The organism is Klebsiella sp. CTHL.F3a (assembly GCF_019890895.1).
GTDB classification, from domain to species: domain Bacteria; phylum Pseudomonadota; class Gammaproteobacteria; order Enterobacterales; family Enterobacteriaceae; genus Klebsiella; species Klebsiella grimontii.
Map to the genome: position 1 here is coordinate 4,292,913 of NZ_CP082360.1, position 18,022 is coordinate 4,310,934.

The 18,022-nt window shown below is 61.0% G+C and carries 17 protein-coding genes; 7 read left to right on the plus strand and 10 right to left on the minus strand.

Annotated features, from left to right (window positions below):
• Positions 1 to 71 precede the first annotated feature (71 nt).
• Positions 72 to 1,070, minus strand: coding sequence for an ABC transporter permease (locus tag K7H21_RS20255; RefSeq protein WP_004130353.1), 999 nt, complete (start codon positions 1,068 to 1,070; stop codon positions 72 to 74).
• Positions 1,067 to 2,569, minus strand: coding sequence for a sugar ABC transporter ATP-binding protein (locus K7H21_RS20260; RefSeq protein WP_142467813.1), 1,503 nt, complete (start codon positions 2,567 to 2,569; stop codon positions 1,067 to 1,069). The genes K7H21_RS20255 and K7H21_RS20260 overlap by 4 nt, the downstream gene beginning before the upstream one ends.
• 160 nt (positions 2,570 to 2,729) lie before the next feature.
• Between K7H21_RS20260 and K7H21_RS20265 the strand changes: the two genes are divergently transcribed.
• From K7H21_RS20265 to K7H21_RS20275, 3 genes are all read left to right on the plus strand, one after another.
• Positions 2,730 to 3,818, plus strand: a complete 1,089-nt coding sequence (locus K7H21_RS20265; RefSeq protein ID WP_004130349.1) for an oxidoreductase — start codon at positions 2,730 to 2,732, stop codon at positions 3,816 to 3,818.
• Between the two features lie 185 nt (positions 3,819 to 4,003).
• Complete coding sequence (locus tag K7H21_RS20270; RefSeq protein WP_071889425.1) at positions 4,004 to 4,297, plus strand: type II toxin-antitoxin system RelE family toxin; 294 nt, start codon at positions 4,004 to 4,006, stop codon at positions 4,295 to 4,297.
• Entirely contained in the window at positions 4,278 to 4,682 is a 405-nt protein-coding gene (locus K7H21_RS20275) for a helix-turn-helix domain-containing protein (RefSeq protein ID WP_004130341.1), read from the plus strand. Before K7H21_RS20270 ends, K7H21_RS20275 begins: the two co-directional genes overlap by 20 nt.
• On the opposite strand, the gene K7H21_RS20280 is transcribed toward K7H21_RS20275, so the two are convergent.
• The 7 genes from K7H21_RS20280 to entC all read right to left on the minus strand — a co-directional run bounded on the left by K7H21_RS20280 (position 4,679) and on the right by entC (position 12,370).
• Positions 4,679 to 4,876 (minus strand): YbdD/YjiX family protein, encoded by a 198-nt coding sequence (locus K7H21_RS20280; protein WP_004130340.1) that lies wholly within the window; start codon positions 4,874 to 4,876, stop codon positions 4,679 to 4,681. The two genes, K7H21_RS20275 and K7H21_RS20280, sit on opposite strands and share 4 nt — an antisense overlap.
• Before the next feature lie 56 nt (positions 4,877 to 4,932).
• Positions 4,933 to 7,038, minus strand: a complete 2,106-nt coding sequence (gene cstA / locus K7H21_RS20285; protein WP_032742073.1) for a pyruvate/proton symporter CstA — start codon at positions 7,036 to 7,038, stop codon at positions 4,933 to 4,935.
• A 505-nt stretch (positions 7,039 to 7,543) separates the two neighbouring features.
• A complete protein-coding gene (gene entH / locus K7H21_RS20290; RefSeq protein WP_223035305.1) occupies positions 7,544 to 7,957 on the minus strand; it encodes a proofreading thioesterase EntH in 414 nt (137 codons plus the stop codon).
• Positions 7,958 to 8,713: a 2,3-dihydro-2,3-dihydroxybenzoate dehydrogenase EntA gene (entA, locus tag K7H21_RS20295; RefSeq protein WP_223035306.1), complete on the minus strand. Its 756-nt coding sequence runs from the start codon at positions 8,711 to 8,713 to the stop codon at positions 7,958 to 7,960.
• Positions 8,713 to 9,564 carry an enterobactin biosynthesis bifunctional isochorismatase/aryl carrier protein EntB gene (entB, locus tag K7H21_RS20300; protein WP_004130335.1) on the minus strand — a complete coding sequence of 284 codons (852 nt, stop codon included), beginning with the start codon at positions 9,562 to 9,564 and terminating at the stop codon, positions 8,713 to 8,715. Before entB ends, entA begins: the two co-directional genes overlap by 1 nt.
• Before the next feature lie 13 nt (positions 9,565 to 9,577).
• Positions 9,578 to 11,185 (minus strand): (2,3-dihydroxybenzoyl)adenylate synthase EntE, encoded by a 1,608-nt coding sequence (gene entE / locus K7H21_RS20305; protein WP_004130333.1) that lies wholly within the window; start codon positions 11,183 to 11,185, stop codon positions 9,578 to 9,580.
• 9 nt (positions 11,186 to 11,194) lie between these two features.
• Entirely contained in the window at positions 11,195 to 12,370 is a 1,176-nt protein-coding gene (gene entC, locus K7H21_RS20310) for an isochorismate synthase EntC (RefSeq protein WP_223035307.1), read from the minus strand.
• A gap of 311 nt (positions 12,371 to 12,681) precedes the next feature.
• Here entC and fepB point away from each other — a divergent pair, with 311 nt between their 5' ends.
• Complete coding sequence (gene fepB / locus K7H21_RS20315; RefSeq protein WP_049113738.1) at positions 12,682 to 13,641, plus strand: Fe2+-enterobactin ABC transporter substrate-binding protein; 960 nt, start codon at positions 12,682 to 12,684, stop codon at positions 13,639 to 13,641.
• A gap of 113 nt (positions 13,642 to 13,754) precedes the next feature.
• Here fepB and entS read toward each other — a convergent pair whose 3' ends face one another.
• Positions 13,755 to 14,996: an enterobactin transporter EntS gene (gene entS, locus K7H21_RS20320; RefSeq protein WP_223035308.1), complete on the minus strand. Its 1,242-nt coding sequence runs from the start codon at positions 14,994 to 14,996 to the stop codon at positions 13,755 to 13,757.
• 112 nt (positions 14,997 to 15,108) lie between these two features.
• Here entS and fepD point away from each other — a divergent pair, with 112 nt between their 5' ends.
• Genes fepD through fepC form a run of 3 tightly spaced genes read left to right on the plus strand, consistent with a single transcriptional unit; the run spans position 15,109 to position 17,896 of the window.
• Positions 15,109 to 16,116 carry a Fe(3+)-siderophore ABC transporter permease gene (gene fepD, locus K7H21_RS20325; protein WP_087828685.1) on the plus strand — a complete coding sequence of 336 codons (1,008 nt, stop codon included), beginning with the start codon at positions 15,109 to 15,111 and terminating at the stop codon, positions 16,114 to 16,116.
• On the plus strand, positions 16,113 to 17,105 hold the full coding sequence (gene fepG / locus K7H21_RS20330) for an iron-enterobactin ABC transporter permease (protein ID WP_004130323.1): 993 nt from the start codon (positions 16,113 to 16,115) through the stop codon (positions 17,103 to 17,105). The genes fepD and fepG overlap by 4 nt, the downstream gene beginning before the upstream one ends.
• On the plus strand, positions 17,102 to 17,896 hold the full coding sequence (gene fepC / locus K7H21_RS20335; protein WP_004130322.1) for an iron-enterobactin ABC transporter ATP-binding protein: 795 nt from the start codon (positions 17,102 to 17,104) through the stop codon (positions 17,894 to 17,896). The genes fepG and fepC overlap by 4 nt, the downstream gene beginning before the upstream one ends.
• Positions 17,897 to 18,022: the final 126 nt, after the last annotated feature.

Consider the following 18,022-nt stretch of genomic DNA (forward strand, 5'->3'; position numbering starts at 1 on the left):
ACATAAGTAAGTGATTCGGGTGAGTGAACGCAGCCAACACACCTGCAATTTGAAGAATGACGGGTAAAATTTTAGGTACGGCGCTGAAAATAAGTCAGTGCGAGTGCGCCAGCCAGCACCAGCCCTTTAATAATGTCCATTGCGTAGTACGGCACCGAGAGCATCACCAGGCCGTTGGAGAGCACGCCCAGAATCACCGCCCCCACCAGCGTACCGAGCGCGTTCGGTTTACCTGAACCAGCCAGCGAGAAGCCAATCCACGCCGCCGCCACCGCATCCATCAGGTAGCCGCCGCCGGCGTTCACCTGCGACGAGCCGATACGTGAAGCCAGCAGAATGCCGCCGAGCCCCGCCAGCAGAGAGGCGATCACATATGCCGCCACCTTATAACGGGTGATCCGCAGGCCGGAGAGGCGCGCCGCTTCCGGGTTGCCGCCGATGGCGTACATCCGCCGACCGTGGGTGGTAAAAGAGAGCGCCAGCTGAGCGATAACGGTCACCACCAGCATAATGATCACTATCGTCGGCACCTGCCCCAGCGAACCGAACGCCGCCGGGATCGCGCCTTCCGCCATATCGCCGCTCGGCAGCACCATATTTTCGGTGATCGACCCGCCATAGCTGTAGGTCATCGCCACGCCCTGAATCACGAACAGGCTGGCAAGCGTCGCCAGCATGTCGGGAATACGCAGGATCACGATAAGAAACGCGTTAAACAGCCCCACTAAGGTACAGAGCGCCAGGGTGACAACAATCGCCTCGGTGGTGCCGAAGCCGTGCCAGACAAACAGCGAAATCACCAGCGCATTGGCCAGCGAGGCGGTGGAGCCTACGGACAAATCGAAGCCGCCGATGGTCAGCGATATCGACACGCCGATGGCGATCACCGTCACGATGGCGATGGAGCGCAGGATGTTGATGATGTTAAACGGGTCGAGGAAGTTGTCCGACGCGAGGCCAAAAACGGCGATCAGCAGGACGACGGTCAGCAACATGCCCCATTTGTAGAGAAAATCGAAAAATCGCTGACGGCCCGATACCGTCGCGTTCACTGCCAGGGCTTTACTCACGCTGCTGCTCCTCCGGTGGAGTAATAAAGAATGTTCTCTTCCCGGGCCTCTGCGCCCGGAATTTCCGCCACGATGCGCCCGTCCCACAGCACGCAGATGCGATCGCACAGCCCGACCAGCTCGGAGAATTCGCCCGAGGCGTAAATCACCCCTTTGCCTTCCCGCGCCAGGCCGTCAATCACGTTGAAAAGATCCGTTTTGGCTTTGACGTCGACCCCTTTGGTCGGCTCATCGAAAATCAGGACGTTGGCGTTGCCGCGCAGCCATTTGCCAATCGCCACCTTTTGCTGATTGCCGCCGGAGAGACGGCGCAAGGTTTGCGCCGGACCCGACGTCCGTATCCCCACCCTGGCGATCACTTCTTCCGCCCAGCGCCAGGCCTGACGATGGCCAAACAGACTCCAGCGAGAGAAGCTGCTGTCGGCGCTAACCGCCAGATTCATCGCCACCGGCTCTTCGATAAAAATGCCCTCTTTGCGCCGCTCTTCCGGCACCAGCGCCAGACCGCGCGCCACCGAATCCGCCGGGTCGCGCGGTCGCCACGGCTGGCTATTCAGCTCGCCGCGCGTCAACCGGCTTTTGCTGGCGCCAAACAGCGCCTTGCACAGCTCGGTTTTCCCGGCGCCCGCCAGCCCGGCGATCCCCAGAATCTCCCCCTTGCGCAGGCGCAGCGAGATATCCTGCAGCAGCCCTTCGTCGTGCAGCCCTTCAACCTGTAACAGCACCTCATCGCTATGCGGCGGCCGCTTCGGCGGGAAGATATCGCTCAGCTCATGGCCGAGCATCTTTTCGACGATCTGCTCGCCGCTCAGATCGGCCATCGGCCCGCTCTCAATCAGCCGGCCGTCGCGCAGCACCGTCAGGGTGTCGCAAACCGCGTTTAATTCATGAATGCGGTGCGAGATAAACACGATACCGATGCCCTGGTGCTGCAGGCGGCGAACCACCGCAAACAGGCGCTCGCTTTCGTTTTGGTCCAGCGGCGCGGTCGGCTCATCGAGGATAAGAAAGCGGCAGTGGTGCGACAGCGCGCGGGCCAGCAGAATTTGCTGCTTTTCCGCCAGCGTGCAGCTGTCGATGGAGCGGCGTACATCGAGGCTGACGTCAAGCTGGGCCAGCGCCTCGCGCGCCAGCTGGCGCAGCCGCCCCCAGCGAAAAGCCAGCCCCGGTTCAGCCAGCCTGTCGAGCATGATGTTTTCCGCGATGCTCAGGCCCGGGACCAGCGCGACGTCAACCTCCTGCTGCACCAGGTGAATCCCCAGCTGTTTGGCGTCGCGCGGCGAGCGAATGCTTACCGGCTGATTGTTAATCACCACTTCGCCTTCGTAATGGGCGTGCGTGCCGCACAGCACCGCCATGAGCGTTGACTTACCTGCGCCGTTGGCGCCGGTGAGTGCGTGCACCGACCCCCCCTTCAGGGTAAAAGACACGTTGCTCAGCGCCCGAAAGCCGGAAAAGGCCAGGCTAATATTTTGCATCTCAAGGCGATTGCCGGTCATCCCCTGCACCCTGTCGATTAATGTTCTGATTTAACGAATTTTTCATAGCCGCCCTTGACTGACAAATGCATAAAAGGCATAAGTTAAAGCGAAATAATATTAGCCATCCGGATGTCCAGACATAACATCGGGTTAGCGAAACAGCACAAGGACAGCATTGATGAGTCACAGCGATATCCGCGTGGTCCCCGGCCCCGCCAACTACTATTCCCATCCCGGCAGCCTTGCCCGGCTGCAGGATTTTTACAGCGAAGAACAGCTTTCACGCGCGGTGTGGGTTTACGGCGAGCGGGCTATCGCGGGCGCGCAGGCTTTTCTGCCGGCAGCGTTTAACGCGCCTGGCGCCAAAAAAATATTATTTAAAGGCCACTGCAGCGAAAGCGACGTCAGCGAGCTGGCCCGCGCATCCGGCGACGATCGGTCGGTGGTGATTGGCGTTGGCGGCGGCGCGCTGCTCGATACCGCGAAGGCGCTGGCCCGTCGCCTCGGCCTGCCGGTGGTGGTCATCCCCACCATCGCCGCTACCTGCGCGGCGTGGACGCCACTGTCGGTGTGGTATAACGATGCCGGTCAGGCGCTGCAGTTCGAGATTTTCGACGACGCCAACTTCCTGGTGCTGGTGGAGCCGCACATTATTCTTAACGCGCCGGCGGAATACCTGCTGGCGGGCATCGGCGATACGCTGGCGAAATGGTATGAAGCGGTGGTGCTGGCTCCGCAGCCGGAGACGCTGCCGCTCACCGTGCGCCTGGGTATCAACGGCGCGCTGGCGATCCGCGATGTGCTGCTGGAAAGCAGCGAAACGGCGCTGGCCGACCAGCAGCGCGGCGAGCTGACCCAGGCTTTTCGCGACGTGGTGGATGCGATCATCGCCGGCGGCGGTATGGTCGGCGGGCTGGGCGAGCGCTATACCCGCGTCGCCGCCGCCCATGCCGTGCATAACGGGCTGACGGTGCTGCCGCAGACCGAGAAGTATCTTCACGGGACCAAAGTCGCCTACGGCATTCTGGTCCAGAGCGCCCTGCTCGGCCAGGACGAGGTGCTGGCGCAGCTGGTGCAGGCGTATCAGCGCTTTAACCTGCCGACCACGCTGGCGGCGCTGGAGGTGGATATCAAGAATCGCGAACAGCTGGATCAGGTAATTGCCCATACCCTGCGCCCGGTGGAGTCCATCCATTTTCTGCCGGTTGAACTGAACGCCGAAACCCTGCGCGCGGCGTTTGAAAAGGTCGAACGTTTCGTCGGTTAATCTCCGTTTTATTCGCCTCTGCCGCCCGGCGGAGGCGCTTTCGAGCCGCCTCGCAAAGCTGATTTTTCTGCCTTCGCCAGAAGACGATTCTGCGTTAGGGTACCCTCATAAGAAAGTAACAAAATTATCTTATAAACTTATTATTTTCTTATGTTCAACTGAGGTGTACAGTGGAGGTACATAGCATGCTCATCTGGTCAAAAGTGGCAAAAAAGGAACTGGCAAATATCGATTATCGCTATCAGCAGAGAATCAAAAGCAGGCTAGCTGATTTAGGTGACCGTACGGCTCCTCGGCCCGATGTCAGAAAGTTATCTAAACCAGAGAATCATTACCGTCTTCGGGTAGGGGATTATCGGGTCATTTTCACACGTCAGGGGCTGACGCTGAGCGACCTGTTTATCGTGTCCGTTAAGCGCAGAACCTCAACAACCTATTTGCATGAGGAGAATATGCCATATGGCTGTTCAGATAATTAAGGATGATGAAGGGAAAGCGCAGTACGCGGTGATCCCCTACAACGAATACTTCCAGATGTGTTTGCAGCTAGCCGAGCTGGATGATGAAACGGAAGCCGATCTTGAAGATATTCCGGTAGAACACGATATCTACGACAACGTGATGCTGCCGGGTGACGTCTGCGACATCATGGATAAAGAGAAAGTCAGCCTGCAGGCGGCGTGGCGCATTTTGCGCGGCCTGTCGCAGCAGGAGGTGGCCAATAAGCTCGGGATTAGCCAGTCGGCGGTTTCCCAGCTAGAAGCTATCGACTCCCGCCCGCAAAAGCGCACCCGCGAAAAGCTGGCGGCCATTTACGGCTGCACGCAGGAGCAGATCAGCTTGTATCTGCCGAAAGAGGGTTAACAGCACTTCGCGCCGCCTTTACCGCCGTAGCGCGCGTCCTGACGCTCGCGGAAAAACTCTTCATAGGTCATCGGCGTTTGCTCGGGGTGGGTCGCGCGGATATGCTCCACGTAGTTGTCGTAATCCGGGACGCCGATCATCATTTTCGCCGCCTGGCCTAAATATTTTCCTGCTTTCGAAAGGGTATCAAACATTTTCAACTCTCATAATCGCCCCCCCTTCTTTCAAAGAGGGGCGATAACGTGATGGCTTAGTGAGCGCGTTTCGCCTGGGTCACCAGGCTATCGGCATCGGCAGGCATCGCCTGGTACGGGGTCTCTTTCGCCGTCGGTTTGTCCTCTTTCAGCGCCGCCAGCGCGGTCTTAATCGAGAACAGCGCCAGCACCACAACCACCACCATAAAGAAGATGGTCAGCCCGGCATCCAGACGGTTGTTAAACACCAGCTGCGCCAGCTGCGACTCGGTGTACTGCGGCGGAATATTTCCGCTGTCGATCATCGCCTGGAACTTGTTGGCAATCGCCAGGAAGCCGACTTTGGTGTCGGTGCTGAACGACTTTTGCCAGCCCGCGGTCAGGGTACAAATCAGCAGCCATGAGGTCGGCAGCAGCGCGACCCATGCATAGCGCTGGCGCTTCATCTTAAACAGTACCACCGCGCACAGCATCAGCGCCATCCCCGCCAGCATCTGGTTAGCAATACCAAACAGCGGCCACAGCGTGTTGATGCCGCCGAGCGGGTCAACCACGCCCTGATGCAGGAAGTAGCCCCAGGCCAGCACGCACAGCGCCGTGGCGAGAAGGTTCGCCGGCAGCGAGCTGGTTTGCTTCAGGCCGGGGCTTATCACCCCCAGCAGATCCTGCAGCATAAAGCGCGCCGCGCGCGTACCGGCATCCACCGCGGTCAGGATAAACAGCGCCTCGAACAGAATGGCGAAGTGATACCAGAAGGAGACATCCATCAGGCCGCCCAGCGAACCGTGCAGAATGTAGGCCATGCCTACCGCCAGCGTCGGCGCGCCGCCCGCGCGGGAGATAATCGACTGCTCTCCCACTTCGTGAGCGATCTGGTTAAGGGTATCCGGCGTCACGGTAAAGCCCCAGTTGCTCACCACCTGCGCCGCCGACGCCACCACATCGGTCACGCCCGCCGGAGCCAGCACCGCCATCGGGCTATTCATCGCGAAATAGACGCCCGGGTCGATAATACAGGCCGCCACCAGCGCCATAATCGCCACGAAGGACTCCATCAGCATGCCGCCGTAGCCGATAAAGCAGGCCTGGCCTTCATTGGCCAGCATTTTCGGCGTGGTGCCGGAGGCGATCAGGGCATGGAAGCCGGAAACCGCGCCGCAGGCGATGGTAATAAACAGGAACGGGAACAGGCTGCCGCTCCACACCGGGCCGGTGCCATCGATAAATTTGGTCAGAGCCGGCATCGTCAGCGTTGGACGCATGATCAGGATACCGATCGCCAGGCCGACGATGGTGCCGATTTTCAGGAAGGTGGAGAGGTAGTCGCGCGGCGCCAGCAGCAGCCAGACCGGCAGCACGGCGGCGATAAAGCCGTAGCCCACCAGAATCCAGGTGAGCTGCACGCCGGTATAATCAAACCACGGCGCCCAGGTCGGGCTTTCCGCCACCCAGCCGCCGGAAATGATGGCGAACACCAGCATCACCAGGCCAATCACCGACACTTCGCCAATGCGCCCAGGGCGCAGATAGCGAATATAGATCCCCATGAAAATCGCCAGCGGGATGGTAAAGGCTACGGTGTAAGTCCCCCACGGGCTGTGGGTCAGCGCTTTCACCACGATCATCGCCAGTACCGCGAGGATAATCACCATGATCATAAAGCAGGCCACCAGCGCCAGTACGCCGGCGGTCGGGCCCATTTCCTCTTTCACCAGTTCGCCGAGCGAACGTCCGTCGCGGCGAGTGGAGACGAACAGCACCATAAAGTCCTGTACCGCCCCGGCCAGCACCACGCCCGCGAGAATCCAGATCATTCCCGGCAGGTAGCCCATTTGCGCCGCCAGCACCGGGCCGACCAGCGGCCCCGCGCCGGCAATGGCCGCAAAATGGTGGCCGAACAGCACTTTTTTGTCGGTCGGAACGTAGTCGAGGCCGTCGTTGTGACGCACCGCCGGGGTCATGCGCGTCGGGTCGACCGCCAGTACATTTTTAGCGATATACAGGCCGTAGAAGCGATAGGCGATCAGATAGACGCAGACTGCCGCGACGACAATCCACAGCGCGTTGATCTGTTCACCCCGGTTTAGCGCGATATAGCCCAGGGCAAAGGCTCCGATAACGGAGAGCAGTGTCCAGATGAGGTATTTCCCTGAATTATTCATCATTGTGTTCCACTGTAGGGTAATCAGGATGTTACAAGTTGTTTCTAGAACATAATGTGAATTTTAACAACTTTGAAACGTTGCGGATGTCGCATGACGGCAAGGATTTATCTCACATTGCAAGCGAGATCACTTCTGGCAGGAAAAGAGATGAAAACGGAGAGGATAATCTGTAACTGCATCGCGGTCTGTTTCCCGGAGGCGGCGCTTGACGCGCCTGTCCGGGCTACTGGTCCGCAGACGATGATGAACCCGTAGCCCGGGTAAGCGCTGCGCGACCCGGGAAGAAAACGCACCGATACATTCATCCCGGCGTATCCCCGGGTTGCGGCGTAAACGCCTTACCCGGGCTACCGGTCCGCAGATGACGGTGAACCCGTAGCCTGGGTCAGCGCAGCGCCACCGGGGAAGCACACCGCAGACGACGGTGAGTTGTCCGGAACCACAGACGGCGCGTTACCCGTAGCCCGGGTAAGCGCTGCGCGACCCGGGAACAGGCTATGCCTCAGCCGAGGATCGCCGTACTCAGCCGGCAGGTGCAGCAGCGGCGCCCCCGCTCGTCGAACACCGCAATTTCCCAGCTCTGGCCCTGACGCCCCAGGTGCAGCGGTCGACATTCACCGCGCACTTTACCGCTGGAAACCGCCCGGTGGTGGGTGGCGTTGAGCTCGGTGCCTACTACGCACTGCCCCTCTTCGGTCATCAACCATCCGGCCATTGAACCGAGGGTTTCTGCCAGCGCGGCGGAGGCGCCGCCGTGCAGCAGCCCGAACGGCTGATGGGTTCGCGTATCGACCGGCATTTCCGCCTCCAGTACCCCCTCTTCCAGCCGGGTATAAACGATGCCCAGATGCGCCACCATCGTATTCGCGCTGGTCGCATTAAGCGCATCCAGCGTCAGCTGACGTTTCCAGGCCATTTATGCTCCCAGCGTCGAGCCGCCGTCCACCACGATATCCTGCAGCGTGATGTGGCTGGCGTGAGCGGAGGCGAGGAACAGAATGGTATTGGCAATCTCCCGTGGACGGGCGATTTTGCCCAGCGGAATGCCCAGCTTAAACTGCTCGCCGAAGCCGCGAATACGCTGCTGTTCAGCGTCGTCGCTGACCCACAGCGTCCGCTGCATGTCGGTGTCGGTCGAGCCAGGAGAAACCAGATTACAGCGTACCCCGCTGCCCGCCAGCTCCAGGCCGACGGTCAGCGCCAGGCTCTTCAGCGCTGCTTTCGAAGCGCCGTAAGCGCTCATGCCGATACGCGGGGTATGTGCGGCGTCGGAAGCCACGGTGATAATCGCCCCGCCCTTCTGGCGGCGAAACTGCGCCATCGTCTGCTGGAACAGGTTAAACGCCCCGCCGACGTTGACGGCGAAGGTCTGTTGCCAGTCCTCCAGGCTCAGCGCATCCGTCGGCCCCATCCGTAAAATGCCGGCGGCATTGACCAGCACATCCAGCCGTTCAATGCCAGCCAGCAGGCGACCGCAGACCTGCGCCACCTGCCGCGCGTCGGCGACATCCAGCGTCTCGGTGGCGAACGGATAGCTTTCACCGTCGAACGCCAGATCGAAGCCGGTTACCTGCGCGCCGACCTCAACGAACGCCAGGGCGGTGGCGTAGCCGATCCCCTTGCCCGCCCCGGTGATCCACACGGTCTGGCCGTGAAAATCGAGTCCATTCATTATTTCACCTCGCGGGAAAGCAGCGCCCACCAGGCATCAATGGTCGGGTTTTTCGCCAGCACCACGAAGTCAATATCGCCGTGAACTTTACGCCAGCGCGCGGCGAGCGCCATCATGCGTACCGAATCCAGGCCGTAGTCGATCAGGTTTTCGTCATCCATCGGTTCATCGGATTCATCGAGCAGCGGCAGCACCAGCGCGCGCAGCGCCGCTTTCGATGCCGGCAGCGGCAGCAGCTCTTCGGTCATCACCACGCGACCGGAGCGGCCCGCCACGTAGTTGAGCGCCATCAGATGCTCTTCACGGCTGAAATCGGCCAGCGCATCAGCGACAAAGAATGGTTTAATATCGCGCATAAACGCGTCAGTCGCAGTGGTCATACAGCCGATATGGGCGTAAACGCCGGTGATGATCAGCTGATCGCGCCCCGCCTCTTTCAGCATCTCCTCCAGCGGCGAGCGATGAAACGCGCTGTAGCGCCATTTCACCAGCACCGTGTCGCTGTCGTCCGGCGCGAGCGCGGCAATCACCTGCTGCTGTTCCGGCGAACGGGTCAGGCCCGGTCCCCACATGTCGTTCAGCAGCGCGCGGTCTTCATCGCTCTGCTCTTTCGGCTGAGCGGTGTAAAAGACCGGAATATGGTTCTGTTTGCAGAACTCGCGCAGGGCGGCGATGTTGGCCACTACTCTCTCCATCATCGGGCTGTTTTCGCCCCAGAAGTTGAGGAAATACTCCTGCATATCGTGGATCAACAGCGCGGCACGGGACGGCTCAAATGCCCAGTTCACTTTGTTCGCCGGGATATCGCTGGCTTCCGGCAGCGCGTAAGCCTGTAATTTTGGGATTGCCATTCTGTCTTCTCCTTCAGCCCAGCTTGCGTTCAGCCAGCCACTGACGTAATTGTTTTTTATCGACTTTGCCCACCGGCGTCAGCGGCAGCGCATCAACGCACTCCACGCGGTCCGGAAGTTTAAATTCTGCGACCCCTTGTTCACGCAGGAAGCGGCGCACCGCCACCGCACGCAGAGGCTCTTTCACTACCAGATACGCACAGCTTTTTTCACCGAGCAGGCTATCTTCCATGCTGACCAGCGCCGCGTGGATCACCGAAGGGTGGCGCAGCAGCAGGTTTTCGATCTCTTCCGCCGCGATCTTCTCGCCGCCGCGGTTGATCTGATCTTTTTCCCGCCCCTGCACGGTGATGTAGCCCGCTTCATCGATCGAAATCAGATCGCCCGAACAGTAGAAGCCCTCGGCATCAAAGGCTTCGGCATTATGCTGCGGGCTCTTGTAGTACCCGCGGAAGGTGTAAGGCCCGCGGGTCATCAGGCGTCCGACTTCGCCGCGCGGCAGCGGATTACCGTCGGCATCGGCCACCCACACTTCGTCATCCGGGCACATCGGACAGCCCTGGGTGTTGATGATGCGCTCGGGGCTGTCGTTGAGGCGGGTATAGTTCACCAGCCCCTCCGCCATGCCGAAGACCTGCTGCAGCTGGCAGCCGATTTCCGCCGGAATGCGCGCGGCGAGGGTCGCTGACAGGCGCGCTCCGCCCACCTGCAACAGTCGCAGCGATTGCAGTTGAGCATTGCTGCCGGCGTCATGGATCTCCTGTAGCCACAGGCTGACCGCGGGGGGAACCAGCGAGGTCAGGTTGATCTGGTGCTTTTCTATCAGCGGGAAGCAGAGGGTCGCGCTCGGATCGTGCGCTAACACCACCACGCCGCCCGCGAGGAACACGCCTAATGAACCCGGCGAGCTCATCGCGTAGTTGTGGGCGGCGGGAAGCGCGTTCAGGTAGCGCGTTTCGGCGCTCACGCCGCACAGCTCGTTGCTGCGGCGAATGCTGTAGTCGTAGTCGTTATGCGTACGTGGAATGAGCTTCGGCGTCCCGGTACTGCCGCCGGAAAGCTGGAAAAAAGCCACTTCGTCGGCAGGCGTCGGATGCGCAACGAAACTATCGTCAGCGCGCTCAATGGCCGCCGTCAGGCTCTGCTCGCCGTCGTCGTTCAGCAGCAGCACCACGCGTACCGACGGATGTTGCGTAACAAAAGCGTTAAGAAAATCATCATCGGCAAACAGCGCATGTGCGCGGTCGGCAATCAGTAAGGCGGGTTCAATTTGCGCGGCGTAGGCGTTCAGCTCGCTACGCTGATGGCTGAACAGCGCGTTGACCGGCGCCACGCCAATGCGCAGCAGCGCGAAAAAGGTAATATAGAATTCCGCGACGTTGCCCAGCTGCACCAGCGCCGTTTCGCCGCGCTTCAGGCCAAGACGCTGCAGCGAGGAAGCGAGGTTATCCACCAGGTGGTTGAATTCACGATAGCTGTAGCTTCTTTCGCCGTCGATAATCGCCGGGGCGTCGTTTTCCGCATGACGGGTAATCAGATGGGTTAACGGCAGATCCTGCCAGTAACCTTTTTGCCGATAGCGGGCCGCGAACGCTTCCGGCCAGCGGGTAAATTCGATCATCATCGTCCCTTATTGCAAGCCGAATACGTTCAGCATGGTGGTCAATTTGACGCCAGTTTCGCGCCACTCGCCCAACGGCGAAGAGGCCGGAACGATACCTGCGCCGGCAAATAGCCGCAGGGTGCGCTGCTGCAGGCGCGCGCAGCGGATGGTCACTACCCACTCGCCGTTGCCTTCATCATCACACCAGCCGACAATGCCGCCGAATAGCTGGCGGTCGAACGGCTCCAGTTCGCCGATCAGGCGTTTCGCCGCCTGATGCGGGAAACCGCTCAGCGCCGGAGTCGGATGCAGCAGGCAGGCCAGCGACATGGCATTCTCGTTTGCCAGCGCGGTACCCTGAATCTGCGTCGCCAGATGCCACAGGGTCGGCGTGGTGATCAGTTGCGGAGAGTCCGGCAGAGAGAGTTCGCTGCTGCGCGGCGCTAATACGGCCTTCATCGCCTGAGTCACCAGCTCATGTTCATGGCGGTCTTTTTCCGACGCCAGCAGCCTGTGCCCTGCTTCACGATCCAGCACATCGTCCGGCTGGCGGGGGGCAGAACCGGCCAGCGGAAGAGAGCTGAAATGCGCGCCTTCTTTACGCAGCAGCAGCTCTGGGCTTGCGCCCAGCAGCACGCCGCCGTCTGAGAGCGGCACGTGGAAGTTAAAGCTGGCCGGGTTCTGGGCGATCAGGCGCTTGAGCAGCGCCCCGCTATCGACTCGTTCGCGGGTGGTGATATCAATCAGGCGCGACAGGACTACCTTGTCCACTTCCGGCGTCGCGGTGAGGGCCGCCGCGCGCGCCACCATCGCCATAAAGGTATCCTGCTCGGGGATCTCCCGGCGCTGCACGACATCCATCGGATTTTGCCCCGACGCATAGCGCGCGGAGTGCTGCTTTTCAGTGCGGGAGAATGCTGTCCAGCTCGCGGGGATAAACAGCTCGGAGGGCTCGCTGGTATCGAACGGAATGGCGCCGACCATCACCGGCCTGGCGATCCCGGCAGTTCGCGCCGCTTTAAAAGCAGCGGCCATTTTTTGCTGAAACTCTCCGTTCGGATCATCGCCTTCGGCGGCGGGATGAGAGAATCGGCTAAAGCAGCCAGCGGTGGTGAAACTGCGGTACGGCGACATAAAGAAGAAGCTTTCCGGCGGCAGGGTCATTTTTTTCTCCCGAACTTCCTCAGCCAAAGACGTTTCCATATCATCCTCCAAAAACGATAAAGATATTACGAATAATTATCATTTATATTTTGGTTGGCTAACCTAAAAGGTATTGCGCTTTATGTCAACCGTACAGGTAGCATGTTGTGCGACTTATACCCGTCATACTTCAAGTTGCAGGTGTGTTGGCTGTGTTCGCTCACCCGAATCACTTACTACAGTAAGCTCATCGGGATTCGTTCACTTGCCGCCTTCCTGCAACTCGAATTATTAGGGTATAGACTTGCATCCACGCGGCGCAAAGCTGAAAATGAGAAGCATTTATCACCACTCAATCAGGATGCGAATACGTGAATTTCTCCACCTTTTGCCGCCGTACCCTCCTCGCCAGCGGCCTGGCGATTTTAGGAATTAGCTCAGCGCTGGCGGCAGACTGGCCACGACAGATTACCGACAGCCGCGGAACACATACGCTGGAAAGCCAGCCGTTGCGCATTGTTTCCACCAGCGTGACGCTGACCGGCTCGCTGCTGGCGATTGACGCGCCGGTGGTGGCCAGCGGGGCCACGACGCCCAATAACCGCGTCGCCGATGGCCAGGGTTTTTTGCGGCAATGGAGCGAGGTGGCGAAAGCGCGCAAGCTCTCACGCCTCTATATTGGCGAACCGAGCGCTGAGGCCGTCGCCGCGCAAATGCCGGATTTGATTCTGATTAGCGCCACCGGCGGCGATTCGGCGATGACGCTCTACGACCAGCTTTCCACCATCGCTCCAACGCTTATCATTAACTACGATGATAAAAGCTGGCAGGCCCTGCTGACCCAACTGGGGGAGATTACCGGCCACGAAAAACAGGCGGCGGAGAGAATCGCGGAGTTTGATAAAAAGCTGGCGGCGCTGAAAGAGAAAATGAAGCTGCCGCCGCAGCCGGTCACCGCGCTGGTCTATACCGCCGCGGCCCATAGCGCCAATATCTGGACCAAAGAATCCGCTCAGGGACAGCTGCTCGAGCAGTTAGGCTTTACCCTCGCCGACCTGCCCGGCGGGCTGCATGCCAGCCAGAGCCAGGGAAAACGTCATGATATCGTGCAGTTGGGCGGGGAGAATCTGGCCGCCGGGCTTAATGGCCAGAGCCTGTTCCTGTTCGCCGGCGACCAAAAGGACGCCGACGCGATTGACGCCAACCCGCTGCTGGCGCATCTGCCAGCGGTCGAAGGCAAACGCGTTTATCCGCTAGGGACGGAAACCTTCCGCCTGGATTACTACAGCGCCGTTCTGGTGCTGCAGCGTTTAGCAGCTCTCTTTGCCTAAGCCGATCTCCCGGGGGCGGCGCAAAGCGCCTGACCAGGCTACAGGACCGCAGACCGCTGGGGACGCGTAGCCCGGACAGATGCGCAGCATCGCCGCCGGGAAACCCAGCGGAGTTAACTTTCGCTGACCACTTCCGGGCGCTGAAAGCGGCGCAGTTCGCGTAACAGCCCCACCAGCACCGCGCCTACAATCACCAGCGCCCAACCGCTGGCGCTCGCCGAGGCCACCGGCGTCAGGATCGCGCCCAGTCCGCCGAGCAGCGCCGCGCCTATCGCATCGCCGGTCACGTTCTGCGCGGTCCACAGACCGTTGATGCGCCCGAGCATATTTTCCGGGGTCTGGGTCTGAATCAGCGTATATTGCAGCAGCGAGCTTATCGCGCTCAGCCAGCCAAACAGCGCCAGACACAGCGCGCCCAGCTCCCACACCGGCATCAGGCTGAACAGCGCAATCGCCACAAACGAGCCGACGGTGGTCGCCAGCATCAGCACGCCCGGCCTCGCCGTCTGCGCCAGTTGCCCGCTGGTCAACGCTCCGAGCGCCGCGCCGAGAGGGATCGCGGCATACAAAAGGCCAATCTGCGACGCCGACATTTCCCAGCTTCCGGCCAGCGCCGGATAGAGCACGCGCACCGCGCTGGCCATCGTCAGCAGGCCGCCAAGCAGCGCGATGCCGCCGATAAGCGGGCTGTTAAACAGAAACTTCAGCCCCGCGTTCAGCGATTTCAGCGGGTGCTCGCGCGGCTGCGGCGGCGGCGCCAGCAGCGGTAAACGCAGGAGGGTCAACGTGGTGATAAAGGTTCCCGCCGCCGCCAGGCCATAGTTCCAGGCCACGCCGCCGGTTGCCAGCAGCAGACCGCCAATCATCGGCGAAATCACCGAGCCCAGCCGCACCGTCAACATGGTGATCGCCCCGGCCTGCATCAGATTTTCCCGGCCAACCAGCGCCGGCGTCGCCGCCAGCAGCGCGGTCACGCCAATAGAAGCGAACAGACCGTCCCAGATACCGAGCAGATAGATGGCGATTAACGACGGCTCCGGCAGCATGGCGTTCAGGCACAGCCCAACGAAGCCAATCCCGCAGGTGCCGCGCGCCAGCAGGATCAAACGCTTGCGCTCATAGCGGTCGGCAAGCACGCCGCCGATCATCAAACCGACAAACATTGAAGCGCCGGTCAAGGTCACCGACAGCCCCACTTGCCAGGTCGAATGGGTCATCATCTGGATTTGCACCGGGATCGCCACGCCCAGCAGGCCAAGCGACAGGATTGAAATAAAACGAGCGATAAAGACGGCGCGAAAGGCCGGGTGAGTTTTCAACAAGCTGAGATTCAGCAGCCAGGATTGTCGGTTCATGACAGCGCCTTGTTATTATTTTCCATACCATTTTTATGGGTGCACATGCTAACATAACTGAATAGAATCGATAACGATAATTACTATCATTATCATGCCAGGGATGTAAGCCATGTCGTGTTCCACGACCGCGGCGCGCGCCTTTGCCGTGCCGGGTCTTTTAATCGTTTTAATCATCGCCGTTGCGCTCAGCCTGTTGATCGGCGCCAAACCCCTACCGTTTAGCGTCGTCCTCGATGCCTTCACCGGCACCTGCCAGAGCGCCGATTGCACCATCGTCCTTGATGCCCGGCTGCCGCGAACCCTCGCCGGGCTGCTGGCCGGCGGCGCGCTGGGTCTGGCCGGCGCGCTGATGCAAACGCTGACCCGCAACCCGCTGGCGGACCCGGGGATCCTTGGCGTCAACTCCGGCGCCAGCTTCGCTATCGTGCTCGGCGCGGCGCTGTTTGGCCTTTCCTCGCCGCAGGAGCAGCTGCTGATGGCCTTTTGCGGCGCGTTCGGCGCCTCGCTGCTGGTCGCCTTTACCGGCAGCCAGGGCGGCGGACAGCTTAGCCCCGTGCGTCTGACCCTCGCGGGGGTCGCCCTGGCGGCGGTGCTGGAAGGGCTTTCCAGCGGTATCGCGCTGCTTAATCCTGACGTCTATGACCAACTGCGCTTCTGGCAGGCGGGCTCGCTGGACGTGCGCACCCTGCAAACCCTGAAAATTGTGCTAATCCCGGTGCTGATGGCCGGTCTGGTGACCCTACTGCTGAGTCGGGCCTTAAACAGCCTGAGCCTCGGTAACGATACGGCCACCGCCCTCGGCAGCCGCGTCGCGCGGACTCAGCTTATCGGTCTGCTCGCGATTACGGTCCTGTGCGGTAGCGCCACGGCGGTGGTTGGGCCAATCGCCTTTATCGGCCTGATGATGCCGCATATGGCCCGCTGGCTGGTGGGCGCGGATCATCGCTGGTCGCTGCCGGTGACCCTGCTGGCGACCCCCGCTCTGCTGCTGTTTGCCGACGTACTGGGGCGCCTGCTGGTGCCCGGCGAACTGCGGGTTTCGGTGGTCAGCGCCTTTATCGGCGCGCCGGTGCTGATCTGGCTGGTGCGCCGCCAGCCGCGCGGAGGTGGCATGTGATTGCGCCTTCTCGTCGCCTGATATTGAGCTGTCTGCTGCTGCTGGTCGCCAGCGTGCTGGTCTCCCTGTGGGGGCTGGGTAGCGGCCTGGTGCCGTTAAGCGTTGAACAGGTTATCTCCGCGCTGCTCGGCGATGCGCCGCGTAACGTCACCCTGGTGGTGACCGAGTGGCGACTGCCGCGCGTGCTGATGGCGCTGCTGATCGGCGCCGCCCTTGGCGTCAGCGGCGCGATTTTCCAGTCGCTGACCCGTAACCCGCTGGGTAGCCCGGACGTGATGGGATTCAACACCGGGGCCTGGAGCGGCGTGCTGGTGGCGATGGTGATGTTCGGCCAGAACCTGGCGGCTATCGCCATGGCGGCAATGGTTGGCGGTATTCTCACCGCGCTGGTGGTCTGGCTGCTGGCGTGGCGCAACGGCATTGAGACCTTTCGCCTGATTATAATCGGTATCGGCGTGCGGGCCATGCTGGTGGCGTTCAACACCTGGCTGCTGCTGCGCGCTTCGCTGGAAACCGCCCTCTCCGCCGGGCTGTGGTATGCCGGTTCGCTTAACGGTCTGACCTGGGGGAAAACCTGGCCCTCCGCGCCGCTGATTCTCTTGATGCTGGCGTGCGGGGCGCTGCTGGCGCGGCGTATGCGGCTGCTGGAGATGGGCGACGACACCGCCTGCGCGCTGGGCGTGCGGGTTGAACGCTCGCGGCTGCTGCTGATGCTGGTCGGGGTGGTGCTGACCGCCGCCGCTACCGCGCTCGCCGGGCCGATTTCGTTTATCGCCCTCGTGGCGCCGCATATCGCGCGGCGCCTTAGCGGTACCGCCCGCTGGGGGCTGGCGCAGGCGGCGCTATGCGGCGCCCTGCTGCTGGCGCTGTCTGACTACTGCGCGCAGCGTCTGTTTATGCCCTATCAGTTACCGGTGGGCGTGGTGACCGTCAGCATTGGCGGCATCTACCTTATCGGGTTATTAATTCAGGAGTCCCGCAAAAAATGACCGCTGTAACCTCCCGTTTGCGCGGCGACCAGTTGACCCTGGCGTACGGCAAAAAAACCATCGCCGAATCGCTGAACGTCACCATTCCCGACGGCCACTTTACCGCCATTATTGGCCCCAACGGCTGTGGTAAATCGACGCTGCTGCGCACTCTGAGCCGCCTGATGACGCCCGCCAGCGGTCATGTTTATCTCGACGGCGAGCAGATCCAGCGTTACGCCAGTAAAGAGGTTGCCAAACGCATCGGCCTGCTGGCGCAGAACGCCACCACCCCGGGGGATATTACGGTCCAGGAGCTGGTGGCCCGCGGGCGCTATCCGCACCAGCCGCTTTTTACCCGCTGGCGCAAAGAGGATGAAGAGGCGGTCAGCAGAGCGATGAAGGCCACCGGTATTACCGATCTGGCGCGACAAAGCGTCGATACGCTATCCGGCGGCCAGCGCCAGCGGGCGTGGATCGCCATGGTGCTGGCCCAGGAGACGGCGATTATGCTGCTCGATGAGCCCACCACCTGGCTGGATATCAGCCATCAGATCGATCTGCTTGAGCTACTGAGCGAGCTGAATCAGCAGAAAGGCTATACGCTGGCGGCGGTGCTGCACGATCTAAACCAGGCCTGCCGCTACGCTACCCATTTGATTGCACTGCGCGAGGGTAAAATCGTCGCCGAAGGCGCGCCGAAGGAGATTGTCAACGCGGCGCTGATCGAGAAGATTTACGGCCTGCGCTGTACGATTATTGAAGATCCGGTGGCACATACGCCGCTGGTGGTGCCGCTGGGTCGAAAGTAGAGACTCCCGGCTCGCGCTACGCTTAGCCGGGCTACGGGTTCACCGCCTTCTGCGGGCCGGTAGCCCGGACAGGCGCGTCAAGCGCCGCCTCCGGGAAATGTGCCAGGTCTGAAATGCTCTGCGGTT